This window comes from Micromonospora sp. RB23 (genome assembly GCF_053585025.1).
In genome coordinates this window covers 3,402,214-3,424,293 of the sequence record NZ_CM132111.1, presented here as the reverse complement: position 1 = coordinate 3,424,293, position 22,080 = coordinate 3,402,214, and the positions used below count along the sequence as shown (strand labels likewise).

The 22,080-nt window shown below is 72.6% G+C and carries 23 protein-coding genes; 8 read left to right on the top strand and 15 right to left on the bottom strand.

Annotation, left to right across the window (positions count from 1 at the left end):
- Window positions 1–76: 76 nt before the first annotated feature.
- The 4 genes from ACTFTM_RS15780 to ACTFTM_RS15765 all read right to left on the bottom strand — a co-directional run bounded on the left by ACTFTM_RS15780 (window position 77) and on the right by ACTFTM_RS15765 (window position 3,270).
- A complete protein-coding gene (locus ACTFTM_RS15780) occupies window positions 77–1,174 on the bottom strand; it encodes a beta-ketoacyl synthase N-terminal-like domain-containing protein (protein ID WP_449561241.1) in 1,098 nt (365 codons plus the stop codon).
- A complete protein-coding gene (locus ACTFTM_RS15775; protein WP_449561240.1) occupies window positions 1,167–1,412 on the bottom strand; it encodes an acyl carrier protein in 246 nt (81 codons plus the stop codon). Before ACTFTM_RS15775 ends, ACTFTM_RS15780 begins: the two co-directional genes overlap by 8 nt.
- Window positions 1,412–1,678, bottom strand: a complete 267-nt coding sequence (locus tag ACTFTM_RS15770) for an acyl carrier protein (protein ID WP_449561239.1) — start codon at window positions 1,676–1,678, stop codon at window positions 1,412–1,414. Before ACTFTM_RS15770 ends, ACTFTM_RS15775 begins: the two co-directional genes overlap by 1 nt.
- A 197-nt stretch (window positions 1,679–1,875) precedes the next feature.
- A complete protein-coding gene (locus ACTFTM_RS15765; RefSeq protein ID WP_449561238.1) occupies window positions 1,876–3,270 on the bottom strand; it encodes a class I adenylate-forming enzyme family protein in 1,395 nt (464 codons plus the stop codon).
- Window positions 3,271–3,761: 491 nt separating this feature from the next.
- On the opposite strand from ACTFTM_RS15765, the gene ACTFTM_RS15760 reads away from it, so the two are divergent.
- Together ACTFTM_RS15760 and sigJ are read left to right on the top strand one after the other, a co-directional pair.
- The gene (locus ACTFTM_RS15760) at window positions 3,762–4,496 is read left to right on the top strand and encodes an SDR family oxidoreductase (RefSeq protein WP_449561237.1); all 735 of its coding nucleotides are present in this window, start codon (window positions 3,762–3,764) and stop codon (window positions 4,494–4,496) included.
- A 12-nt stretch (window positions 4,497–4,508) separates the two neighbouring features.
- Complete coding sequence (gene sigJ, locus ACTFTM_RS15755; protein ID WP_449561236.1) at window positions 4,509–5,477, top strand: RNA polymerase sigma factor SigJ; 969 nt, start codon at window positions 4,509–4,511, stop codon at window positions 5,475–5,477.
- Window positions 5,478–5,509: 32 nt separating this feature from the next.
- On the opposite strand, the gene ACTFTM_RS15750 is transcribed toward sigJ, so the two are convergent.
- The 10 genes from ACTFTM_RS15750 to ACTFTM_RS15705 form a co-directional block, all read right to left on the bottom strand.
- The gene (locus ACTFTM_RS15750) at window positions 5,510–6,337 is read right to left on the bottom strand and encodes a M55 family metallopeptidase (RefSeq protein WP_449561235.1); all 828 of its coding nucleotides are present in this window, start codon (window positions 6,335–6,337) and stop codon (window positions 5,510–5,512) included.
- 93 nt (window positions 6,338–6,430) lie between these two features.
- Window positions 6,431–6,772, bottom strand: a complete 342-nt coding sequence (locus ACTFTM_RS15745; RefSeq protein WP_449561234.1) for an antibiotic biosynthesis monooxygenase family protein — start codon at window positions 6,770–6,772, stop codon at window positions 6,431–6,433.
- Window positions 6,769–8,019, bottom strand: a complete 1,251-nt coding sequence (locus tag ACTFTM_RS15740; protein ID WP_449561233.1) for a beta-ketoacyl synthase N-terminal-like domain-containing protein — start codon at window positions 8,017–8,019, stop codon at window positions 6,769–6,771. Before ACTFTM_RS15740 ends, ACTFTM_RS15745 begins: the two co-directional genes overlap by 4 nt.
- Window positions 8,016–9,281: a beta-ketoacyl-[acyl-carrier-protein] synthase family protein gene (locus ACTFTM_RS15735; RefSeq protein WP_449561232.1), complete on the bottom strand. Its 1,266-nt coding sequence runs from the start codon at window positions 9,279–9,281 to the stop codon at window positions 8,016–8,018. The genes ACTFTM_RS15740 and ACTFTM_RS15735 overlap by 4 nt, the downstream gene beginning before the upstream one ends.
- Window positions 9,278–9,682 (bottom strand): cupin domain-containing protein, encoded by a 405-nt coding sequence (locus tag ACTFTM_RS15730; protein ID WP_449561231.1) that lies wholly within the window; start codon window positions 9,680–9,682, stop codon window positions 9,278–9,280. Before ACTFTM_RS15730 ends, ACTFTM_RS15735 begins: the two co-directional genes overlap by 4 nt.
- Window positions 9,675–10,472: an SRPBCC family protein gene (locus tag ACTFTM_RS15725; RefSeq protein ID WP_449561230.1), complete on the bottom strand. Its 798-nt coding sequence runs from the start codon at window positions 10,470–10,472 to the stop codon at window positions 9,675–9,677. Before ACTFTM_RS15725 ends, ACTFTM_RS15730 begins: the two co-directional genes overlap by 8 nt.
- Complete coding sequence (locus ACTFTM_RS15720) at window positions 10,469–11,899, bottom strand: acetyl-CoA carboxylase biotin carboxylase subunit (RefSeq protein WP_449561229.1); 1,431 nt, start codon at window positions 11,897–11,899, stop codon at window positions 10,469–10,471. Before ACTFTM_RS15720 ends, ACTFTM_RS15725 begins: the two co-directional genes overlap by 4 nt.
- Window positions 11,900–11,913: 14 nt before the next feature.
- Entirely contained in the window at window positions 11,914–12,498 is a 585-nt protein-coding gene (accB, locus tag ACTFTM_RS15715; RefSeq protein ID WP_449561228.1) for an acetyl-CoA carboxylase biotin carboxyl carrier protein, read from the bottom strand.
- Window positions 12,495–14,243 (bottom strand): acetyl-CoA carboxylase carboxyltransferase subunit alpha, encoded by a 1,749-nt coding sequence (locus tag ACTFTM_RS15710; protein ID WP_449561227.1) that lies wholly within the window; start codon window positions 14,241–14,243, stop codon window positions 12,495–12,497. The genes accB and ACTFTM_RS15710 overlap by 4 nt, the downstream gene beginning before the upstream one ends.
- Window positions 14,240–14,578, bottom strand: a complete 339-nt coding sequence (locus tag ACTFTM_RS15705; protein ID WP_449561226.1) for a TcmI family type II polyketide cyclase — start codon at window positions 14,576–14,578, stop codon at window positions 14,240–14,242. The genes ACTFTM_RS15710 and ACTFTM_RS15705 overlap by 4 nt, the downstream gene beginning before the upstream one ends.
- Before the next feature lie 434 nt (window positions 14,579–15,012).
- On the opposite strand from ACTFTM_RS15705, the gene ACTFTM_RS15700 reads away from it, so the two are divergent.
- From ACTFTM_RS15700 to ACTFTM_RS15680, 5 genes are all read left to right on the top strand, one after another.
- On the top strand, window positions 15,013–15,855 hold the full coding sequence (locus ACTFTM_RS15700) for an AfsR/SARP family transcriptional regulator (RefSeq protein ID WP_449561225.1): 843 nt from the start codon (window positions 15,013–15,015) through the stop codon (window positions 15,853–15,855).
- A gap of 62 nt (window positions 15,856–15,917) precedes the next feature.
- Window positions 15,918–16,265, top strand: coding sequence for a TcmI family type II polyketide cyclase (locus ACTFTM_RS15695; RefSeq protein ID WP_421470912.1), 348 nt, complete (start codon window positions 15,918–15,920; stop codon window positions 16,263–16,265).
- Window position 16,266: 1 nt separating this feature from the next.
- Entirely contained in the window at window positions 16,267–17,616 is a 1,350-nt protein-coding gene (locus ACTFTM_RS15690; protein WP_449561224.1) for an FAD-dependent oxidoreductase, read from the top strand.
- A gap of 283 nt (window positions 17,617–17,899) precedes the next feature.
- Window positions 17,900–19,006, top strand: coding sequence for a hypothetical protein (locus ACTFTM_RS15685; protein ID WP_449561223.1), 1,107 nt, complete (start codon window positions 17,900–17,902; stop codon window positions 19,004–19,006).
- A 224-nt stretch (window positions 19,007–19,230) separates the two neighbouring features.
- On the top strand, window positions 19,231–20,436 hold the full coding sequence (locus ACTFTM_RS15680; RefSeq protein WP_449561222.1) for a low temperature requirement protein A: 1,206 nt from the start codon (window positions 19,231–19,233) through the stop codon (window positions 20,434–20,436).
- Window positions 20,437–20,445: 9 nt separating this feature from the next.
- On the opposite strand, the gene ACTFTM_RS15675 is transcribed toward ACTFTM_RS15680, so the two are convergent.
- Complete coding sequence (locus ACTFTM_RS15675) at window positions 20,446–21,273, bottom strand: hypothetical protein (protein WP_449561221.1); 828 nt, start codon at window positions 21,271–21,273, stop codon at window positions 20,446–20,448.
- A gap of 231 nt (window positions 21,274–21,504) precedes the next feature.
- On the opposite strand from ACTFTM_RS15675, the gene ACTFTM_RS15670 reads away from it, so the two are divergent.
- Complete coding sequence (locus ACTFTM_RS15670) at window positions 21,505–21,711, top strand: hypothetical protein (protein ID WP_306271566.1); 207 nt, start codon at window positions 21,505–21,507, stop codon at window positions 21,709–21,711.
- Window positions 21,712–22,080 lie beyond the last annotated feature (369 nt).

The window sequence follows — 22,080 nt, the reverse complement described above, 5'->3', positions numbered from 1 at the left end:
GTGGATTCGCGTTCTTCGCCGGATTCGTCACCACAGAAAGTGCAAGATCGCGTGGGGGTGGGCGTGGGTGGGGTGGTCATGGGACGCCGACCAGGAGTGCGGTGTTGGCTCCGCCGAAGGCGGCGTTGAGGGTCAGGGCGTGGGTCAGCCTCGTGCGACGCGGCGGCGCCGTGACGACGTTGAGCGGGCATGCCTCGTCGGGGGCCTGCCAACCGGCGTTGACCGGCAACTCGCCGGCCCGCAGCGCCGTCGCCGTGACCACCAGTTCGAGCAGCCCGGACGCCTCCAGCGCGTGCCCGTGCAACCCCTTCGTGGAGCTGACCGGCACCTCGGTGGCGTACCCGTCGAAGGCTCGCAGCAGCGCCGCCGCCTCGGCGGCGTCGCTCTGCGCGGTGCCGGTGGCGTTGGCGTTGACGTACCCGATCGCCTGCGGCGGCAGCCCGGCCCGGCGCAGCGCGGCGCCGGCCGCGCGGGCCAGGCCCGCGCCGGTCGGGTCCGGCTGGCACGGGTGGTACCCGTCCCCGGCGCGTCCCCAGCCCTCGACCGTCGCCACCGGGTCCGCGCCCCGCCGCGTCTCGGCGCGGGACTCCACCACCACGGCGGCCACGCCGTCACCGAGCAGCAGCCCACGACGGCCGGCGCTGAACGGGCGTACCGCGCCGTCGTCGGCGAGGGCGCGGCCCGCGTCGAAGAGCGCGAACTGGTCCGGCTCGACGAGATAACCGGCGGCCACCACCACCCGGGCCAGCTCACCCCGGCTGATCAGGGTGGCGGCGTCGGCGACCGCCGTACTCGCCGACACGCAGGCGCTGGTGTAGACCCGGGTGTGACCGGACAGCCCGCACCGGGCGGCGAGCTGGCCGACGAGCGCGGACGGGACCGGCTCCACGCCGGTGGCCGGCCCGCCGTGCACGGCGAGCAGCAGCGCGCACTCCAGGCGGTGGGCGCGGTCCAGGCCGGCCGCCCGGCAGGCCGCGTCGATCGCGTCGGCCAGCTCGTCGGCGAGAGTGCCGACCTCGGGCAGGGTTGCCGCCACGGTGACGCGGCGGGCGCCGGTGTCGAAGCGGCGGACCGGACCGAAGGCCGGCGCGGAGGTGAGCTGCGCCTCCGCGCCCCGCCCCAGGGCGCTGACCGCGTGCACACCGGTGAGCTGAATGACGGGCGGCTCAGCCATCTGCGGGGGCGGTCAACGACGCCCGCAGGACCGCCAGGGCGTCGTCGACGGTACGGATGCCGGCCAGGTCGTCGTCGGTGAGGTCGAGCTGACGCTCGTAGCGCTGCTCGACGAGGTGCACGAGCCAGGCCAGTTCCATCGAGCCGACCCGGTCCGGGACCTCGTCGGCGGGTTTCGCGGTGAGTTCGGCGAGCATCGTCAGCAGGTCAGCTCGCCCCAGGTCGGGCTGACCGGACATCAGGCGTCGTCGCGCTTCGCCTCGGCGACGCGGTCGGCGACCATCGTGGTGAATTCCCCGACCGTCATCAGCGCCAGCTTCTCCGACTCGTCGTCGGCGAACGTCAGACCGAAGTGGTCCTCGACACGGACGGCCAGATCGGACAGGGCCAGCGATTCCAGGTCGACGCCGGACGGGCCGAGCGTGGTGTCGTCGTCGAGCCCCTCGACGTCGTAGTTCATGTCGACGAGCTGCTCGACGACGAAGGCGCGGACCTCGGCTCTCATGGATACCCTCTCTGCGAATGCCACGTCACGGTGTCCGATCGGGACACCGCGTAGGTCTGGGTCGGTCGGGACACCGGCGGTCGGCCGGGTCCCGCCGTACGGTTGCCGCGCGCGGCTGCGGCGACGCTCGGGGTGGTGGGCAGCGAGGCCCTGGCGCTCGGGGTACGTGTCGACGTCGAGGTGACGCAGCGGGCCGGTCACGATGTCACCGCCGAGCGCAGCGCGTCCGTCGAGCGGACCAGCTTGCCGGTGGTGGTGCGGGGCAACGCGTCGAGCAGGCGCAGCACCCGGGGACGTTTGTAACCGGCCAACCGTTCGACGAGGAGCTTGTCCAGGACCTCCTCGGACAGCGGGCCGTCGGGCTGGACGTAGGCGGTGATGCCGTCGTCCCACACCACCACGGCGGCAGCCACGCCGGGCAGCTCGCCGACGGTCGCCTCCACCTCGGTGAGATCGACCTTCATCCCGCCCACGGAGACCTGCGAGTCGAGGCGGCCGCGCACGGTGACCAGGCCCGTTTCCGAGTCGACGGCGCCGGCGTCGCGGGTGTGCAGCCAGCCGTCGGCCCAGCGGGTGGGGTCGCTCAGCCCGACGTACGGCGACGCCGGGCAGGACACCCACAGCTCACCGCCGTACTCGCGGACCTCGATGCCGGGGGCGGGGGCGATCGAGGGGCGGTGCGCGCCGTGCAGGTCGGTGCCGATGACCCCGACCTCGGTCATGCCGTACATGTTGCCCAGCGGCACCCCGTACCGGTCGGTGAACGCCCGGACCACCGCGGCCGGGACCAGCTCGCCGCCGGTGGTCATCCGCCGGAACTGCGGAAGCGCGCCGGTCGGCCGGCTGGAGGCGAGCAGACCAATGTGGAACGGCACGCCCAGCACCGTGGCCGGCGTGGTCCCGGCGGCGATCGCGGCCAGCACGGCGTCGCCGCTGAGCCGCTGCGGCGGCACCAGCTCCACGCCGGCGTGCAGCCCGTAGAGCAGGCCCCCGACCAGGCCGAGGACGTGCACCATGGAGGGCAGCAGGATGATCCGCTCGCCGGGCAGCGCCACGCCGTCGATCCGGGTGTAGCGGCGCACCTCGGCGACCAGGTCGGCGGCGGTACGGCCGATCACCTTGGACGGGCCGGTGGAGCCGGAGCTGAGCTGGATGACGGCATGGCCGCTGACCGCCGGGCGGTCGGCGTACCGGGTGACGCTCTCGGTGACGTCGACGAACACCTTCAACGCGCCGCCGCCGGTCCGCAGCGGCGCGACGACCACCTGCGGGGTGAGCCGGGTCAGCGCCCGGTCCACCTCGTGGTCGGTCAGCCGGTGGTCGAGCAGGATGGCCTGCGCGCCCGCCCGCCAGGTGGCGAGCAGGTTGACGACGTACGCCAGCGACGGTGGCAATCGCAGCGCGGCGGCGCCACCGGAACGCAGTCCGGCGGCGGTCAGCCGGTCCTGCGCGGCGGTCACCAACCGGTGCAGGGTGGCCCGGTCGATCGGTTCCGGCAGGCGGAGACAAACATCGGTCGGACGGCCGGCGAACAGGACTTCGTCCACCCAGCCAGGGTCATCTACCGTAAGGTTTTCGGCGAAATGATGCATTGCCCCCACCATTCGACGCGCAGCGCAAAGTAGGGCATAGGAGCCAATTTCTGGCATCTTTCGAGGTGCTGCCGGAACCCTACGACAGCCGCGCTGGGCATCGCTAGATGCAAATGGCTAGATCAAGTTGAGCGCCCGGACCGATTGCCGCATACCGCTCCAAGTCATGATCGACTCGGCTTCCTGCAAGCCGGGGCATCCCAGTCGGTCGGATACCGCCGTTTTCGGGATCCCGAGTCGATCACGGACGGGTCAGGCCGGTGAGGTCGGCCCGCCGGGCCACGCCGGCGGCCGCGGAGCCGCACCGTCCAAGGCGGGCGCCATCGCCCTTCCCGCGGCCCGCATTCACCGGTGAGGCCCACCCCGGTTTGTCCGCCGGTCGCCATGGCTGAGGGCTCCGGGAGAAAACTCGCCGCAAAGCCTGACATATACGTGGCCTGCGTCGTCATATTGGTGAGGGCGGCGACCGGTGGCCCGGAACGGAGTGCAAAGTGAAGGTTTTCATCGCTGGTGGGCGCGGCCGTGTCGGCTCCCCCCTTGCCGACAAGCTGGAGGCCAGAGGCGTCGAGGTGGTCTCGGGAGGACTCGATGACGGGATCGACGTGATCTCTGGCCAAGGGCTCGCCGAGGCCCTCGTCGGGGTCGACACCATCGTGAACGTCCTGAACACCCCCCGATTTGACGCGGAGGGGGCAATTTCGTTCTTCGAGGGATCGATCAACAATCTGGACGCGGAGGGCAAGCGGGCAGGTGTGCGTCGTCACGTCCTGCTCTCCATCGTCGGCGTCGGACAGGGAGACGCGTCTGAGGTCGGGTACTACCTCGGCAAGGTAGCCCAGGAGAAGGCCGCACGATCCGGCTCGATTCCCGCAACCATCATCCGAGCCACTCAGTTCCAGAGCTACATTCCCGTCCTCATTGACCAGCACACGGTGGACGGCAAGGTCGTCGCTCCCCGGTCGTTCATCCAGCCCGTCGAGCTGGACGAGGTCATCGAGCTGCTCGCCGAGGCTGCCACGACATTGGAGCCGGGAAGCGAGGTCGAGATCGCCGGGCCCGACCGCTTCTACCACGATGACCTCTTCCGAGCCACGCTGGCTAATCGCGGAGACGACCGCGAGGTTGTGACCGTGGACGCGGAAGGGGCACCTGATGCCCTGGTTCCACGTGGCGCTCACCGGGTGGGCACTGTGCGGTACCCCATTTCAGGGATCCCCATCGTCTGAAAAGGGCGCCTGATGTCCGAGGATCTTCCTGTCGAATCCGCAAGGGCTGGAGGAGCCGAGCGCGATGAATCGCAGGCTTTCGATTCCGTCGCCGCCGAACGACGCCACTTGATGTCGCTGGCGTTTCGCATGATGGGTACCCTGGCCGACGCTGAAGATGTCGTGCAGGAGACGTATGTCAGGTGGTACCGCCTCGATGCCGAGGAACGAGAAGCGATTGCCACACCCGCTGCGTGGTTGATGCGAGTTGCGAGCCGAATCTCACTCGACATGCTGGGCTCCGCGCGGGCACGACGGGAGACGTACGTCGGACAGTGGCTACCGGAGCCGGTTCCATCTGACCTTTTTGCGGATGCGGCGAAGGGGCCAACGAGCTCCCGTCATATCGCCGCCGATCCGCTCGATCACGTTTCCCTCGATGAAACCGTCAGCATGGCTTTGCTCACGGTCCTCGAATCCATGACCCCAGCGGAGCGAGTGACGTTCGTACTGCATGATGTGTTCGGCGTGCCGTTCGGCGAGATTGCTGGTGTGGTGGGCCGCTCACCGGGTGCCGTACGGCAATTGGCGACGTCCGCACGTCAGCACGTTCGAGGGGGAAGGCGAACGCACGTTTCTCCGCGACAGCATGATGACGTTGTTCGGGCATTCCGCGACGCAACGGTTGGAGGGAACATCGAAGAACTGTTGCGCGTATTGGCCCCAGATGTCGAACTGCGGGTGGATGGCGGCGGATTCGTCAATGCCGCCCGTCAGGCCGTCCGCGGTTCGGACCATGTAGCGCGGTGGCTCATGGGAGTGATGCGCAAGCAACCCGCCCTCCGTTTTGAGCGACGAGACACGGCCGACGGTCTCGGATACATTCTGAGGGATGGGGAGCGTCGATATGGGATGGCCACCTTTGACGTCAGCGCCGGACGTGTCACGAACGTGTGGCTGATGCTCAATCCGCTGAAACTGACGAGTTGGCCACTCGACTGAGTCTCCGTGGCCGATGTCGGGCGCTTCCCGCGTCAGCCCGGTTTGATGCTGGCGAGTTGGACGAGCAGCTGGACGAGCCGGTACGCCTCGGCGGCGTCGGCGGCACGGAAGGCGACCGTCCGGCCGCCGCCGACCCGGGCCACACCCGGCACCAGGACGGCGAGGTCGACCATGTAGGGGCCGTACAGGTCGACCTCGACGTCCAACGGCCCGGTCATCGTCCACGGGGGAATCGAGGCGCGTCGGGTGATGGCATCGGCGGCAGCGCGACGCAGCCGCTCGCGCGCCTCCCGCGGGTGCAGGGCCACGGCGGCGGCCTGGCCCAGGGTCTGCTTGACGGCGACCGTGACCGCCGAGGGCACCAGCTCACCGAACTCGGCGCAGGCGGCGTCGTCCCCGCTGAGCAGAACCACCGGCGCCTGCACATGTCCCGCCATCGCGGCGTTGAGACCGATCTCGCCCAGCGACCGCCCCACGACGCGTACGTCGAGGATCGCGTCACTCATCGTGTGGGCCAACACGGCCGGACCGGCACCGGCCCGAGCGTGGTAACCGATGAACATGACGGCATCCGTGTGCTCGTCCAGCCCGGCCAGCATGCCCAGCGGGCGGGGCTTGCCGCGCACGAGGTGAGCCCGGCGGTCGAGGTCCTCCGGCAGGATGTTGCGGAACGACCCGTGCGCGTCGGCGACCCACACCACGGCGTCAGGCGCGGCATCGAGAACGCCGGCGACAACCGCGTTCGCCTCGGCGGTCATCAGGGTCCGACCGCGCTCGTAGTCGTACCGATCGGGATTCGTCTCGGTGGGGTGCACGATCCCGGAGACGCCCTCCATGTCGACGGAGATCAGTACCTTCATGACCCTGGGAGCCTACGCGCTGATCGACTCCAATTCGCCGACGTGGGGGTGTCCGCGCGTCCGGGCACCCCCACGTCGGCGATCCGGTGCGGCTCAAAGCCCTCCGGCGGCCGCGAGACGTGCCCCTTCCGGGGTCTGGGCGTGGATGTGGAAGCGCAGCGAACGGGCGTCGGTGAAGCACTCCCGCATCGGGCGCACCAGGTCGCGGTGCTCCTCGGTGCGCTCCCAGTTCTCGAAGTCGGCGAGGCTCGCCCACTCGCTGGTGATCAGCCACTGCTCCGGGTCGGTCGACGAGCGGCACACCTGGTCCACCAGGTGCCCCGGCACGCCGTCGGCGACCAGGTGCCGGACCTGTTCGTACGCGGCCAGGAACGCCTCCGTGCGCGGCGTCGGCACCCGGACCAGGAAGACCACTCGGGCCCGCTGTTCACTCACGGCGTCTCTCCTTCCGTCGGCGCGGCGCCCCGCAGGACCAGCGCGCTGTTGAATCCGTCGAAGCCCCGCGCGCAGACCAGCGCGAGGCGGTTACGCGGCCGGCGGTGCTCGCGCAGGAAGTCCAGCTCGCACCCGTCGGCGACCTCGTCGGGGCCGGCCGAGGCGGGCAGCGTGTCGTGCGCGAACGCGAGCAGGGCGGTGGCCACGTCCAGCGCCGAGCCGCCCTGGTGTGCCCGGCCGGTCAGCGGCTTCTGGGTGGTGACCGGGGGCGGCCGGTCGGCGAACACGGCGCGCAACGCCGCGGCCTCGCTGCGGTCGTAGCGGGGCACCCCGAGTGCGTCGGGCAGCACCACGTCGATTCCGGCCGCGGTGACACCGGCGCGGTCCAGGGCCAGCCGCATCGCCCGCGCGTACTGGGTCGGGTCGCCCGCGCTGTCGGCCGTGGTGTGCGCGGCGTCGTGGGTGGCCCCCCAGCCGCTGACCTCGCCGTAGATCCGGGCCCCCCGGGCCACCGCGTGTCCCAGCTCCTCCACCACGAACACCGCGCCGCCCTCGGCCGGCAGGTAGCCGCTGGCCGTCGCGTCGAACGGCCGGTACGCCCGCTCCGGGTCGGCGACGTCGCTGAGCAGCCCGGAGCGCAACTGGCAGGCCAGGGCGTACGGGCTCAGTGGACACTCGGTCGCCCCGGCGATCACCACGGGCGTGCCCCGGCGCACCGCGCGGGCGGCGTGCGCGAGGCTGTCCAGCCCGCCGGCCGCCTCCGCGACCAGGACCCCGCTCGGCCCCTTGAACTGGTGGTGGATGGAGAGCTGCCCGACGCTCGCGGCGTAGAACCAGGCGATCGACTGGTACGCGCCGACGGTGCGCGACGCCCCGCCCCACAGCCGTTGCAGCTCCCGCTGGCCGAACAGGTTGCCCCCGGACGAGCTGGCCAGGGTCACCGCGTAGCCGTACGGGTCGGGCGCCCGCTCGGGGAGCCCGGCGTCGGCCAGCGCGAGGCGGGTGGCGGCGAAGCCGAGGTGTGTCCACCTGTCGGTCTGCACCAGTTGCCGACTCTCGGCGTACGACCCGGCCGCGAAGTCGGGCACCTCGCCGCCGAGGCGGGTGGGATAGCCCGCCGGGTCGAAGAGCGTGATCGGTCCGGTGCGGCGAGTGCCGGCCAGCACGGTACGCCAGTGCGCGTCCACGCCGACGCCGCTGGGCGCGACCACACCGATGCCAGTGACGACCGCCCGGGCGGTGCTCACGCCGCCGCCGGGAGCCGGCGGAACACCATCGCCGACTGGAAGCCGCCGAACCCGCTGCCCACCGACAGGGCCACGTTCACCGGGACCTCCCGCGCCTCGTTGGGCACGTAGTCCAGGTCGCACTCCGGGTCGCGGGTGCTCCAGTTGGCCGTCGGCGGCACCACACCGAACTCGATCGCGAGGGCGCAGGCGGCCATCTCGATCGACCCGATCGCGCCGAGCGAGTGCCCGACCATCGACTTGATGGAGCTGATCGGCACCCGGTACGCGGCCTGGCCCAACGCCCGCTTGAACGCGGCGGTCTCGTGCCGGTCGTTTTGCCGGGTGCCCGAGCCGTGCGCGCTGATGTAGGAGACCTGCTCGGGGATGATCCGGCCCTGCCGCAGCGCGTCGCTGACGGCGAGGCCCATCTCCAGCCCGTCGGGGCGCAGCCCGGTCATGTGGTAGCCGTTGCTGCGGCTGGCGTAGCCGGCGACCTCGCAGTAGACGTGGGCGCCGCGCCGTCGGGCGTGCTCGGCCTCCTCGAGCACGAGTACGGCCGCGCCCTCGGCCAGCACGAACCCGTGCCGGTCGGCGTCGAACGGGCGCGAGGCGTGCGCCGGATCGTCGTTGTCGGGGCTGGTCGCCTTGATCGCGTCGAACGAGGCGACGGTGACCGGTGAGATGGGCGAGTCGGCCGCGCCGGCCAGGACGATGTCCGCCTCGCCGTCCACGATCATCTGGTGGGCGTAGCCGATGGCGTCGATGCCGGACGTGCAGCCGGTGGAGACGACCTGCGCCGGGCCGTGCAGGCCGTGCCGGCAGGCCACGTCCGCGGCCAGGCTGCTGGGCACCAGCGCCTGGTAGAGGTACGGGCCGCCGAGCGCCGCGTCGACCAGCCACCGTCGACCGTGGTCGCTGACCCGCACGTACTCCTCTTCCAGGGCCATCGTGCCGCCCACCGCGGTGCCGAGCACCACCCCGGCGCGGTCCCGCTCGGCGTCGTCGAGCACCAGGCCGGCGTCGGCGATGGCCTCGGTGGAGCAGGCGAGCGCGAACTGCACGTACCGGTCGGCGCGTCGCCGCTCGGCGTCGGTGAGCCCGGCGGCGACCGGGTCGAAGTCACACTCGGCGGCGATCTGCGAGCGGAACGGCGACGGGTCGAAGAAGCTGATCCGCCGCGTGGCCGTACGCCCCTCGGTGATGGTCTTCCAGAACCGGTCCCGGCTGGCGCCGCCGGGAGCGACGACGCCCACACCGGTGACCACGGTCCGACGGGTCATGATCCACCCCGCTGTTCGACGAGTTCGGTGTCGACGTGCCCCAACTCCGGGCGCGGGGCGAGCGGACCCAGGTGGAAGACCACCTCGGCCGGCTCCGTGCCGGTGTTGCGCAACCGGTGCCGCACGTTGACCGGTACGAACAGCGCCTCGCCGACGGCCACCTCGGTGGGCTGGTCGTCCAGGTCGACCGTGATCGCGCCGCGAGACACGTACAGGAACTCCTCGCTGTAGGGGTGGTAGTGCTCGGCGATCCGCTCCCCCGGCGCGAGCGTCGCCACCCCGAGGAAGCCGGAGGTGCTGCCGACGGTGCGGGGGCCCAACAGCACCCGCAGCTCGCCGCCGCGTCGCCGGTCGGCCGGTACGTCCGAGGCCGCGATCAGTCGGGTGTCCAGGTCACTCATCGCCGGCCTCCCGCGAGACGGAGCCGGCCTGGGCCGGGGCGTCGCCGTCGACGGGACCGGCCTGCGCCGGAACCGGGCCGTCCTGGCCGGCGCGTTCGCGGGCGATCCGCTCCACCCGGTCCTTGATGACCGCGAGTTGGATGACGCTGTTGGTGTTGATCCGCTCGGTCATCGCGGCGTTGTCGACGGGCGCGGTCGGCTTCATGGCGAAGTCCTGCGTCCAGGTCATCCGGGTGCCACCGGCCTCCTCGGTGTAGCGCCAGTGGATCCGCATGTACTCGAACGGCCCGGTCTCCACCCGGTGCGCCCGCACCTGGCGGCTCACCGGGTCGGCGGTGCGTTCGCTGACCCAGCTCCACGCCACCCCGTTCTCGTCCGGGTACATCGTGAGCCGGAACCGTACGGTGTGCCCGTCGCGGTGCAGGATCTCCACCACGGCGTACTCGGTGAACAGCTCGGTCCAGTTCGCCACGTCGTTGGTGACGTCCCACACCAGCGCGAGCGGCGCGTCGATGACCACGGTGTTCTCGGTGTGACCGGGTGGGTCGGCACGGCGGGCGACCAGGTCGGCCACCGCCGCGATGCTGAGCTGCCCGGCCTCCTCGCCGATGCTGACCTGCCACCGGTCGGCGACGACCGCGGAGAGTTCCAGCAGGGCGAGCGAGTCCATGCCCAGTTCCTCCAGCGACGCGGCGGGCGCGCGGGCCGCGGTCTCGGCGTCCAGGCCGCAGTGCGCCACCAGGATGTCGGTGATCTCGGCGGTGATCGGGCGACCATGGGTGACGGTCATCGGGTCCTCCTGTGGGTTACGTCGGGCTCCGCGACGGGCGCGGCGCGGGGTGTGGGGGTGGCCGCCGGCCGCGACGCGGGCGCGGCGAGCAGGCGGTCGACGAGGCCGGTGGTGTACCGGCCCTTGCGGAACCCGGCGTCGTCGAGCACCCGCCGGACGAACGGGATGGTGGTGTGCACACCCGGGCCGGCGATGTCGAACTCGTCCAGGGCGCGTTCCAGCCGGTTGAGCGCCGACTCCCGGTCCGGCGCCCAGACCACGACCTTGGCCAGCAGGGAGTCGTACCAGGGGCCGACCAGGTAGCCGGCGCGGGCGTGGGTGTCCACCCGGGTGAACGGGCCGCCCGGCGGGGTGAACCGCTCCAGCCGTCCGGGCGTGGGGGCGAAGCCGCGCGACGGGTCCTCGGTGTTCACGCGGCACTCCACGGAGACGCCGCGCAGGCGTATCTCCTCCTGCCGCCACCGCAGCGGCACGCCGGCCGCGATGTGCAGTTGCTCGTGCACCAGGTCGATCCCGGTGACCATCTCGGTGACGGGGTGCTCCACCTGGATCCGACAGTTGATCTCGAGGAAGTGGAAGTGTTCCTCGGCGTCGACCAGGAACTCCAGCGTGCCGGCGCCGACGAAGCCGACCTCCAGCGCACCCCGCAGCGCGGTCTCGGCGATGGCGTCGAGCGTCGCGGCGGACAGCGCGGGGGCGGGGGCCTCCTCGACGAGTTTCTGGTGGCGGCGCTGCACCGAGCAGTCGCGGGTGCCCAGGTGCACGCCGTTGCCGTGGGCGTCGCAGAGCACCTGCACCTCCACGTGCCGGGCCTCGGTGAGATAGCGCTCGACGTACACCCGGTCGTCGCCGAAGGCGGCCTGCGCGGCGGCCCGCGTCCGCGCGTAGGCCCGGGCCAGCTCGGCGGGACGACGCACCACGGTCATCCCGCGCCCGCCGCCCCCGGCGGCGGCCTTGACGATCACCGGGTAGCCGACGGCGTCGGCGACCTCGGCCGCCGCCGCGGCGGTCGCCACCGGCGCGACGCTGCCCGCCGGCAGCGGCAGTCCGGCCCGACTCATCAGGGCCCGGGCCGAGGACTTGTCGGCCAGCGCCGCCATCACCGCCGGCGGCGGGCCGATGAACGTCAGGCCGTTGTCCGCGCAGATCTCGGCGAAGTCGGCGTCCTCGGAGAGGAACCCGTATCCGGGGTGCACGGCCTGCGCACCCACCTGGCGGGCGGCCTCCACGATGGCGGCGGCGTTGAGGTAGCTGCGCCGGCTGGACGCGGGTCCGATCCGGACGGCCTGGTCGGCGAGGCGCACGGCCGCGGAGTCCGCGTCGGCGGCGGAGTAGACGACCGCCGTGCGGATGCCGAGTTCCCGGCAGGCCCGCAGCACCCGCAGGGCGATCTCGCCCCGGTTGGCGATCAGCACGGTCTCGAACATGGGCACCCCCGCCGTCAGGCCGGATCCAGTTCGACCAGCGGCTGGTCGTACTCCACCGGCTGACCGTCCTCGACGAGGATCGCGACGACGCGGCCGGCCCGGTCGGCGCTCACCTCGTTCATCAACTTCATGGCCTCCACGATCGCCACCGGCTGGCCTGCGCGGACCAGGTCGCCGACCGCGACGAACGGCCGCGCGCCCGGCTCCGACGCGCGGTAGAACGTGCCGACGATCGGCGCCCGGATCGCGGCGCGCCCGGGAATCGGGGGGCGGATCAGCGCGGCCGGCGGGCCGGGCACGGCCGCGGCCGGCGGCGGCGTGGGGGCGGCCGACGGCAGAGCCGGGGGTACGTCCGACCCGCCGGCCGCCTCGTCCGGATGCCACTCGATCTCGAGCACGGTCGCCCCGCTGCGCAGCCGGATCCGGCGTACCGGCCCGGCCAGCTCGGCGAGCAGGTGCCGCGCCTGTCGACGGAGTCCGGCCAACACCTCCTCGCCGTCCGTGTCGGGCCCCGGGGGCCCGTCCTCCGGGAGGCGCCCGTCGACGTCCGCCCGGCCGTTCGGACCGTCGGCGGTGGACACCGTGGCGCCGGCCGTCATCGGGCACCCGCCTGGGCGCCGACGCGGGCGGCGCCGAACCGCCGAAAGCGCTGCCGTCGCAGGCGGACCAGCATCGCGGGCGGCACGTCCAGCAGCGGCAGCAGGTTGGCCAGCAGGGCGGCCCGCAGCCGCCGGGCGGTCTCGGCCGGGTCGTCGTGGGCGGCCGTCGCCGGCTCGGGGACGATCTCGTCGACGACGCCGAGACGACACAGGTCGGGCGCGGTCAGCCGCATCGCGCGGGCCGCCTTCGGGGCAGCGGAGCGGTCCGGCCAGAGGATGGCGGCGCAGCCCTCCGGGCTGATCACCGAGTAGACGGCGTGTTGGAGCATCAGCACCCGGTCGGCGACGCCGAGGGCCAGCGCGCCGCCGCTGCCGCCCTCACCGGTGATCACCGTGACGACGGGAGTGGGCAGCACGGTGAGGGTGAGGATGTTCTCCGCGATGGCCGCCGCCTGCCCCTGCTCCTCGGCGCTGATCCCCGGGTCGGCGCCGGGTGTGTCGACGAGGGTGACCACCGGCAGGCCGAGTCGTGCGGCGAGACGCATCAGTCGCAGCGCCTTGCGGTGCCCGGCCGGGCTGGCCATGCCGAAGTTGCGGGCGACCAGGTCGGCGGTGGTGTGTCCCTTCTGGTGGCCGACCACCACCACGTGCCGTCCGGCCAACCGGGCGATCCCGCCCACGATGGCGGGACAGTCCCCGCCGAGCCGGTCGCCGTGCAGCTCGACGAACCCGTCGAAGACCGAGTCCAGGTAGTCCAGGGTGGTGGGTCGGCCCGGATGGCGCGCAGTGCGCACGGTGTCCCACGCGTCACGTGCCGCCGGCTGCGCGCCGTCGTCGACCGGCGATCGCTGCCCGCCGTCCGCCGCCGGTGGGACCGCGCCGTCCAGGCGCTCGTGACGCCGCGCCGGCTCCTGCCGGGGTACGGGCGCCCGCGCCGGCCGTCCGGCGCGGGCCGCGGCCAGCAGCGCCGCCAGCCGACCGCGCAACGACCGACGCTGCACCACCATGTCGACCTGCCCGTGGCGCAGCAGGAAGTCGGCGGTCTGGAACCCCTCCGGCAGGGCCCGACCGGTGACCTGACGGATCACCCGCGGACCGGCGAACCCCATCCGGGCCCCGCTCTCGGCGAGCACCAGGTCGGTGTTGGTGGCGAAGGAGGCCGCCACGCCACCGTAGGTCGGGTCGGTGAGCACGCTGACCGTGAGCAGGCCCGCCTCGCGCAGCGCGGCGATCGCCTGGCTGACCGTGGCCATCTGCATCAGCGACAGGGCGCCCTCCTGCATCCGCGCGCCGCCGGACGCGGTGACCAGGATGAGCGGCACCCGGTCGTCGAGCGCCCGCTCGGCGGTGCGGGTGATCAGCTCGCCCACCGCCGCGCCGAGACTGCCGCCGAGGAAGCGGAAGTCCATCACCGCCAGGGCGGCCGGGTGCCCACCGATGGTGGCGACGCCACAGAGAACAGCCTCGGGCAGGCCGGTGGCGGCCCGGGCGGCGGTGAGCCGGTGCGGGTACGGCAGCACGTCGACGAAGTTCAGCGGGTCCGCCTCGGGCAGTCGGTCGGGCAGCAGGCGCAGGGAGCCCGGGTCGACGAGCTGCCGCAGCCGTTCCGGCGCGCCGAGCCGGGAGTGCTCACCGCACTCGGGGCAGACGTCCAGGTTGCGGCGCAGCCGCTTGCGGTAGAGCAGGCTCGCGCAGCCGGCGCAGCGGGACCAGAGTTGCTCCTCCTGCCCCGCGGCGGCGGTCACGAGCGCCCTCCGGCGTCCGGGGCGTCGTACCGGTAGAAGCAGCGCGCCATCGCGTCGCGCGGGGAGCGCCAGGTCGGCAGGTACGGCGAGACGTACGGCCGGAGCCGGTCGCTGACCCGGACGAACTCGGGGTGACCCCGGGCGGCCTCCACCGCCGGCTGCGCCGGATGCTCGGTCTCCAGCAGGTGCACATAGAGGTCGTGCAGCCGGTACAGCGCGCGGTGCCGGACGCCGACCAGGTGCGGCAGCTCGGTCGCGTCCGACTCGGCGAAGATTTCGGCGACCTGCTCCTGGGCGGTCGGTACGACCTTCGCGATGATCAACGATCGGTCCATGGCTGGGCCTCCCCCCACGGCGTCCGGGTCGGCCGGATGAGCCCCGGGACACGCTGGACGACTGTCGCCACGATGCGGCAGTCGTCGTCACGGCGGCGTCACCGTGAGGGAACGGCCGGCGACGCCCAATGGTGACGCTGCGTTGACGCAATCTGTGTATGAGCTATGCGTCCCTTGTGCAAAGCGCCGCGACGGATCGATGTTTTAGCAGTTCAGAACCGATTTCATGGGTGAGATAGCGCCAACGTGGACGTTGACTCATCGTGACCGTAATTGATAATCTTCACGGTGGTCAGCCCGGCGGCTCCGGCGGGTGGTGCCGCGCCTGGACAGCCGTGGTCGGGTTCCATCGACGGAGCCGACGGTGGCGACGCGGGCAGCCGATCCGGGACACAGCAGACAGTCGGGACGAGCGTTCCGCAGGGGGTGCCGCCGTGGCCGCTGATCCGTCCGTGCCGACCGCCGGAGGCCCCGGCGAGGGCGACCTCGCGCTGCACCTGCTCGGCGGCTTCCGCCTCCTGCACGCCACCGCGCACATCGTGGTGCCACGGGGGCTGCAACGCGTGATCGCGCTGATCGGGCTGCGCCCCGGCGCGACCCGCAGCCAGCTCGCCGGGCTGCTCTGGCCCGACGTGTCCGAGGAGCGGGCGTTGTCGTCGCTGCGGACCGCGCTGTGGCGGCTACGGCAGGACCCGTGCTGCCCCATGATCGTGGCCGGCGACACGGTCCGGCTCGCCCCGGCCGTACGCCTCGACGTGGACGACCTCGTCGGGACGGCCGCCCGCGTCCGCAACGGCGACGATCCGCGGACCACTGCCGGAGCGCTCGCCGCCGGCCGGCACGACCTGCTCCCCGGCTGGTACGACGACTGGGTGCTGCTGGACCGGGAACGGCTGCGGCAACTGCGCCTGCACATGCTGGAGCAGGTGTCCGCCCAGCACCTCGCCGCCGGCCGGCACGGCGAGGCGCTGGAGGCCGCGTTGGAGGCGATGGCCGCCGAGCCGCTGCGCGAGACGCCGCACCGGCTGGTGGTGCGGATCCACCTCGCCGAGGGCAACGCCTTCGAGGCCGTGCACGCCTTCTACGTGTACCGCGACCTGCTGCGCCGCGAGCTGCGTCTGGAACCCAGCCCGGCGATGAGCGCCCTGCTCGACGACACGCTCGCCCCGATCCGGGCGGCCACCCGTCCGCAGTCGTCGGCCGGGGCGCCGCCGCACGGCCGTCACCGGCCGGGCGGCGCACGTGACGGTGACGTGACACAGCCTGCGGCACGGTGACCGCATCGAGCACGTGACCACCGGCCCGCGGGTCGGGATCGGCCACCGGCGGAAGGGGTCCCATGAGTCGTCTACTGATCGTCAGCCGGATCATCCCGGGCGCGGAGGGGCGGGTCGCCCAGATCTTCGCCGAGTCCGACGCCACCGAGCTGCCCGGCCTGACCGGCGTCACGCACCGGTCCCTGTACGGACTGCACGACGTGTTCGTGCACCTCATCGAGACCTCGGACGTGAATCCGGGCGCTCTCGCCGCCGCCCGTAACCACCCGCTGTTCCAGCAGGTCAACGAACGGCTCGCCGCGCACACCTCGCCGTACCTGTCGACCTGGCGCTCCCCGAAGGACGCCATCGCCGAGTGCTTCTACCGCTGGGACGCGGCCGACGCGGCGGCGCCTCACCCGGCCGGCTGACATGTCCACCACCGGACCGCACGTCCTGATCATCGGTGCCGGCACCGGCGGCCTGTGCCTTGCGCACGGGCTGCGCCGCGCCGGCATCAGCGTCGCCGTCTACGAGCGGCACCGGCACAGCGGCGAAGGGCTGCTCGGTTACCGCGTGGGCATCGGTCCCACCGGCAGCCGGGCGCTGCGCGACTGCCTGCCACCGCAGTTGTTCGCCACGTTCCTGGCCACCTGCGCCCGCCCGCCGAGCTACTTCAACGTCGTCACGCAGCGGCTGCGCGAGACCGCGTCGTTCGAGCTGCGGCCGGCCGTCGATCCCGTGCGCACCGAACACTCGGTGGCCCGGATGGTGCTGCGCCAGGTGCTGCTGACCGGCCTCGCCGACGTGGTGCACTTCGACAAGACCTTCGTCCGGTACGAGCAGCGCGACCACGGCACGGTGACCGCGTACTTCGCCGACGGCACCAGCGCCACCGGCGACCTGCTGGTGGCGGCGGACGGCACGCACTCGGCGGTACGCCGCCAGTACCTGCCGCACGCGGTCATCCGCGACGCCGGAACCATCAACATCGCCACGCGCATCCCGCTGACCCCGCAGGCCCGCGCTCTCGTGCCCGAGCGCGTCGGCAGGGGCATCTCGCTGATCTTCGGCGCCGGCGGCACGATGGGCGTGCTGCACGTGATGGAGTTCAAGTGGGACGCCGACGGGACGATCAAGCCCGGCGTCGGCGACGACGACGCCGCCCTGCTGCGGGCCTGGTCCGGCCTGTCGGAGCACACCAGCGCCGACTACATCAACCTCATCATCTGGAGCACGGCCCGCCGGTTCCCGGCCGACGTCCTGCAACGCCGTGGCGAGGACCTGAAGCGGGTCGCGCTGGACCTGACCCCCAACTGGCACCCGGACCTGCGGGAGCTGTTGCGGATCAGCGATCCGGGCAGTGTCCTGCCGATCAGGGTGAGCACGTCCGAGCCGACGCCACCCTGGAAGAGCAGCACCGTCACCCTGCTCGGGGACGCCATCCACACGATGACGCCCGGACGCGGGGTGGGGGCGAACACGGCGCTGCGCGATGCCCGCCTGCTCTGCCAGCACCTCACCGGCGCCGCCGCCGGGGACAAGACGCTCGTGCAGGCCGTGGCGGACTACGAGGCCGCCATGGTGCCGTACGGCTTCGCGCGGGTCGCCGAATCGCTCCACCGCAGCGGCACCAGCGGCGAGGACCGGATGTACCGGCCGGTGGTGGGCCGTCTCGCGTTGCTCGGCGCGCGAGGCTACTTCGGAGTGACCAGCCGGGTGCCTCCACTGCGACGCCGTTTCGTCGACGACTTCCACACCTACGAGGGCGACCAGGACTGACCGCGGCACCACTGACCCGGGTACGACGTAGGAGCGTCGTACCCGGGTCGCGTCGTCCCCGGCGGGCACCGGTCGCGGTGCCGACGCCGGGCGTGGCGCGACGACGGCTCCGCTCGGCGGACGTGTCGGCGCGACGCTGCGTCACCCGTCAGGCACCCCGCGAGGTGGTGGTCGGCGGCGCGCGCCGTACCGCCGGTCCTGTCTGTCGCCGTCCGATCGCGTGTGCGAAGCTGCGGCGAGTTTTTTTCGTGACTTTCTCGACGAGGTGAGAGGGAGGTTCGCCGTGGAGTGGTCTATCGGACACTCGCTGATAGTGGTCGTGGCCGTGCTGCTGGGCCTGGCCGCCGGATGGTTGCTGCGCGGCCGGCAGGGCGCGGGGGCCACCACCCGGCCCATCGTGGACGGTGATCCCGTCGCGGGGCTGGCCGACATCACCAGCCCGGAGGCACCGGCCACGACCGACGAGGCCCGGCCGGCGGCGACCATCGATCCCGCTCCCGTGGCGGTCGCCGACGAGCCGACCCCGGTGGACACGGTCAGCGCGCCCGCGACCGTGACCGCGCCGGCCTCCGTGACCACGCCGGACGATTCCGCGCCGGACGACGTCGACCCCGGCGACATGGCCCTCACCGAAGCCCCGCCGCCCGTTCCGGCCGCCGAGCGGACCGACGCGATCGACGAGCCGGGCACGGTCGACGAGCAGCCCGCCCCCGCGACGGTCGTCGCCCCGCGCCAGCCGCTGGACGACAGCACCGACACCCCGTCGTCCGAGCTCACCATGGCAGAGCCGACCGACACGGCAGCGGCCGGCACCATGCCGATCGACACCACACCGGTCGACACCACGCCGGACGAGCCGGTCGACGCCGACCCGATCGCGGCCGGCACCACCGCAACCGCGACCACGCCGGCCGACACCACGCCGGCCGACACCACGCCGGCCGAGACCACGTCGGACGACACCACGCCGGCCGAGACCACGTCGGACGACACCGTTCCCGCCGACAGCGCGTACACCGGGATGACGCCGGCCGACACGACCCCGGCGGTCGTGGCGGCCGTGCCGACGGCGGACGTCGACGAGGCCGAGCCGGAGCGGGCCACGCCGCCGGTCCGCGCGACCGACGCCCCGCCGATCCCGGCGGCCACGGCGGACGACTTCCGCCGGATCCAGGGGGTGGGTCCGAAGATGGCGGCCGCGTTGCAGGCGGCCGGAGTGCGCACCTACCGCCAGCTCGGCGAGCTGGACGAGCCGGCGCTGCGCGACCTGATCCGGACCGCCGGTCTGCGCGCCGCGCCCGCGCTGGCCACCTGGCCCCAGCAGGCTCGGGTGCTGGCCGGCGCCGGCGACGAGGCGAGCGCCGTCCTGCCCGGCGGCGACCAGGGCTGACGCACCACCGTGAACCCCCGGTCGTCCGCGCGGACGGCCGGGGGTTCGCCCGTTCCGACCCGCCCGGCGGAGGCGGGGACGCCGGCCGTGTTCCCGCGCGGCGAGCCGACCGCCCGGTCGGGGGACGGGGGACGAATCCGGAGATGACGGGGTCGGCCGCTGGCTAGCGTCGGTCGAGGTGGGCCGGACGGTCCGCCGAGTCGACCGGCACCGCAGGAGCGAGCGTGCAGTTCTCCGCGCCGGAGCCCGGGCCGGGTAGGACGCGACCACCGGTGCGCGACCCGGATTCACCCCGCCGGGTGACGCTGCTCGAACTCTTCTTCGACCTGGTGTACGTGGTCGCGCTCGCGCTCATCTCGCGCGGCATGGTCAACCAGCTCGACTGGCACAGCGCCGGGCAGGCGTTGATCCTGTTGGCCGCCGTCTGGTGGACGTGGGCGATCACCACCCTCGTCACCGACCTGTACGATCCGGAACGGACCGAGATCAAGCTGCTGATCTCCGCCGTCATGTTCGGCGCGCTGCTGATGACCACCGCGATCCCGGAGGCGTTCGGCGCACGCGGTCTCGTCTTCGCCGGCACGTACGTCGCCATCCACCTGGGGCGCGGCCTGTTCCTGATGCCGGCCGTCCGTCGCCAACCGCAGACCCAGCGCCGGGCGCTGCGCATCTTCACCTGGTTCGCCGTGTCGGCGATCCCCTGGATCATCGGCGGGTTCGTCGCCGGTGACGCCCGGCTGGCGTGCTGGGCCGTCGCGCTGGCCATCGACTACACGGGCTTCCGGCTCGCGTACCCGGTGCCGGGGCTCGGTGTGGTGCCGGAGCGGCAGCGCAACGTCACAGCCGAGCACCTCTCCGAGCGGTACCAGCAGTTCTTCATCATCGCGCTCGGCGACGCCATCCTGACCATCGGCACGATGTTCAACCTCAACCACACCGAGGCGCAGAACATCGCGTCGTTCGCCGTGGCGTTCGCGACCACCCTGCTGCTCTGGCGGATCTACGTCCACAAGTCGGGCCAACTGCTGCCGACGGCCATCAAGATGTCCGGCGCGCCGGGCAAGTTCCTGTTCACCGCCCCGTACACCCACCTGCTGATGATCGCCGGGGTGGTGACCACGGCCGCCGGGTTCGACCTGGTGCTGCACGACCACCCGGGTCATACGCCGCCGGCCTGGGTGGCGGTGATCCTCGGTGGCCCGGCGCTGTTCCTGCTCGGCCGGTCCTCGTTCGAGTACGAGGTGTTCAGTCGGGTGTCGCCGTCACGCCCCGGTGGGCTTCTCGCGCTGCTGACGATCGCGCCCGCGGCGATGTACCTGCCACCGCTGGTCGCCTCGTCAGGGGCGCTGCTGGTGCTGGCCGGGGTCGCCTACGCGGACCACCGCCGCAGCCGCGGCAAACCGCCGGAGTCCCCCGCGCCGCCGCACTGACCCGGCCGGTCACACCAGCGCGCCCGCGTACCCCCGGGCCTGTAGCCGCCGCGCGGCGGTCGCGCCGAGGCGGACCTGAAGGCCCAGCGGCACGGCGGCCCGGCGTACGTCGTCGACGTGCAGCGAGCCGTGCCGGTCGACGGTCAGGACCGGCGGCTCCTCCAGCTCGCCGACCGGCGCGTGGAACGAGAGCAGGGTCACCGAGGTGGTCAGGTAGCCCGGGTAGGCGGCGCGGGCCACGGCCTCGTCCGGGTGGGCGAGCACCACCAGGTCGCGCAGGTGGGCGAAGTCGGCGGCGAGCGCGCGGGCCTTCCAGTGGGCCGGCTCGTCGGCGGCCCCGGTGTGGTGCCGGGACCGGTTCGCCGACGTGATGTAGAGGTGGTCGGTGCCGGTCTCGACGAGCGCCTGCTCGAAGAACGTGTTGGACGGGCAGGTGAGGCCGGGGGCGATGACCTGGGCCGTACGCAGTCCGCCGTCGACCTGCGTGAGGTGCTCGGGCAACCGGTCGGCGGCCGGACCCCGGAAGCCGAACGGCCCGGCCCCGTAGAGGGCGTCCATGAGGGCCCGTACCCGGCCGACCGGCAGCCGCGGCGAGATGCGGGACCAGTCGAACATCCCCGGGATACGCCCGATCGCGGTGGTGATGCTGCCGACCTGGTCGACGGCCCGACCCTTGGCCAGGTTGACCCGCCGTACGGTGGCCGGGTCCGGGCGGGCGACGAGGGCGTAGACGTTGGCGAACGCCACCGCGACGACAGCGCCTTTGGCGAGCGCGCGGGCAGCGACCGCGACGTCCTGGGGGCGGTCGATGTAGAGCGACGGTGTCGGGACGTCCATGGGTCCTCCTCGGCGGGCCGTGAGGCAGTTCTACGTCCGATGCCCCGCGCGGCGGCCGGGTCGGTCGGCGATCCGATAGCCACGCGGGGAGACGTCGTTCGGGCGGCCGATGCCGGCATCGGCCGGACGGATGATGCGCCGGGGGTACGACGCGCCCACCGTTAGCGGCGCGACCCGATTGGGTACAACGCCTGCACCTCAGCTCCACCACAATTCCTTCAGGAGGCAGCGATGCGCGGCACCTCGATACTCGGAGTCATCGTCGTTATCTGGCTGGTGATCGGCGCGGTCGCCGCCGGCCAGCGCGGCTACTACAGCGGCGACGACACCAACTGCGCCGAGGCGGGCACGATCCTGGTCACGATCGTGGCGGGACCGCTGAACTACATCGGGGCCAACCCCAAGGTCGACTGCAAGCTGCCCGAGCCGTCCAAGTAGGACGAACGCCCCGTCCGGCCCGCGCCCGTGCAGGGCGCGGGCCGTTCGCTGTGCGGGTTGGACGCGACGCCCCGCGCGTTCGGCTTCGGCGTCGACACCACGGCTGCCACCCTCGGCGACGGCGCGACCGGCGCCCAGGGTGGCAGTAACGGGGTGAAAAGGGCCGAAGGTGATGTCGGGGCGTTCATCGCGAAGAGGGGACATCTATCCGGCACCCGCCGACTGACAGCCAAAAAGTTTTGTGGGGTCTCTACAAATCAGCGGCGGTTGGTTGGGCCGTTGCACCATGGCGCCGTCCGCTCCGACCCGGAAAAGTGATCACTGCCGGGAGCCGTCGTGTCTCGGCACGTACATCATGGTCTACCAAAG